At 71.0% G+C, this 1,587-nt stretch carries 2 protein-coding genes; both read left to right on the forward strand.

The window, feature by feature from the left end; genetic code table 11:
- A partial coding sequence (gene rfbD, locus AX737_RS17115; protein WP_066923528.1) for a dTDP-4-dehydrorhamnose reductase occupies nt 1-737 on the forward strand: 737 nt, incomplete at its 5' end.
- A gap of 2 nt (nt 738-739) precedes the next feature.
- On the forward strand, nt 740-1,587 hold an 848-nt coding region (gene rfbA / locus AX737_RS17120), incomplete at its 3' end, for a glucose-1-phosphate thymidylyltransferase RfbA (RefSeq protein WP_066923532.1).

The following is a 1,587-nucleotide window of genomic DNA, read 5'->3' on the forward strand; positions in this document are numbered from 1 at the left end:
GCGCGGTGATCAACACGGCCGCCTACACGGCGGTGGACAAGGCCGAGAGCGCGGTGGCCGAGGCCTGGCGGCTCAACGCGCTGGCGCCCGCCTACCTCGCCGCGGAGACGGCGCGGGCCGGGATCCCGCTCGTCCACGTCTCGACCGACTACGTCTTCGACGGGGAGACCCCCGGCCCCTACTGGCCGGACGACCCGATCGACCCGCAGAGCGTCTACGGCGCCAGCAAGGCGGCGGGCGAACTCGCCGTGCGCACCGCCAACCCGCGCCACGCCATCCTGCGCACCGCCTGGGTGGTGAGCCCGCACCGGGCGAACTTCGTGAAGACCATGCTGCGGCTCTCCGCCGAGCGCGACGGCCTCAACGTCGTCGCCGACCAGCACGGCTGCCCGACCTCGGCCGCCGACCTCGCCGCGGCGCTGAAGACCGTGACCCTGCGCCTCGTCGCGGACGCGTCGGCGCCGACCGGCACCTTCCACTGCGTCAACGCGGGCGAGACCACGTGGCACGGCTTCGCCGAGGCCATCGTGGCGGGTGCAGCCCGGCGCGGCGGCCGGAGCGTGCCCGTGTCGGGCATCCCGACCTCGGCCTACCCGACACCGGCGCGGCGACCCGCCAACTCGGTCCTCTCGACCGAGACGCTGGCCCAGGCCTACGGCATCACCATGCGCCCCTGGCAGGCGGCGCTCGACGACATTCTCGACCGGCTCGTCGGCCCGGTCGGCACCGGAGTTTGAGGATGAAGGGGATCGTTCTGGCCGGAGGTTCCGGCACGCGGCTGCACCCGGCGACGCTGTCGATCAACAAGCAGCTCCTGCCGGTCTACGACAAGCCGATGATCTACTACCCCGTATCGGTGCTGATGCTCGCCGGAATCCGGGATATCCTGATCATCTCGAGCCCGGAACACCTCGGCAACTACCAGCGCCTGTTCGGCACCGGCGAGCAGTTCGGCCTGACCTTCTCCTACGCCGTGCAGCCCCGGCCCGAGGGCCTCGCCCAGGCCTTCATCATCGGGCGCGACTTCGTCGGCGCGGACGACGTCGCGCTGATCCTCGGCGACAACCTGTTCTTCGGCGCCGGCATGGGCGAGATGCTGGAGCGCGCCGCCGCCCGCAAGGCCGGCGCGACCGTGTTCGCCTACCATGTCGAGAACCCGCAGGCCTACGGCGTGGTCACCCTCGATCGGGCGGGCCGGCCCCTGCGCCTCGTCGAGAAGCCATCGGAGCCCGAATCCACCTGGGCGGTCACGGGCCTCTACTTCTACGACAACCAAGTGCTCGACATCGCCGCCGACGTGAAGCCCTCGCCCCGCGGCGAGCTGGAGATCACGAGCGTCAACGAGGCCTATCTGGAGCGCGGCCAGCTCCACGTTGAGCGGATGAGCCGGGGCTACGCCTGGCTCGACACCGGCACACACGACAGCCTGCTCGAGGCCTCCGAGTTCGTGCGCACGATCCAGCACCGGCAGGGCCTGCAGGTGGCCTGCCTGGAGGAGATCGCCTACCTGCAGGGCTTCATCGGGCGCGAGCAGCTGGTGGCGCGGGGCGAGCTCTTCGCCAAGACGAATTACGGCCAGAACCTGCT

Source organism: Methylobacterium sp. CCH5-D2 (assembly GCF_001556475.1).
GTDB classification, from domain to species: domain Bacteria; phylum Pseudomonadota; class Alphaproteobacteria; order Rhizobiales; family Beijerinckiaceae; genus Methylobacterium; species Methylobacterium hispanicum.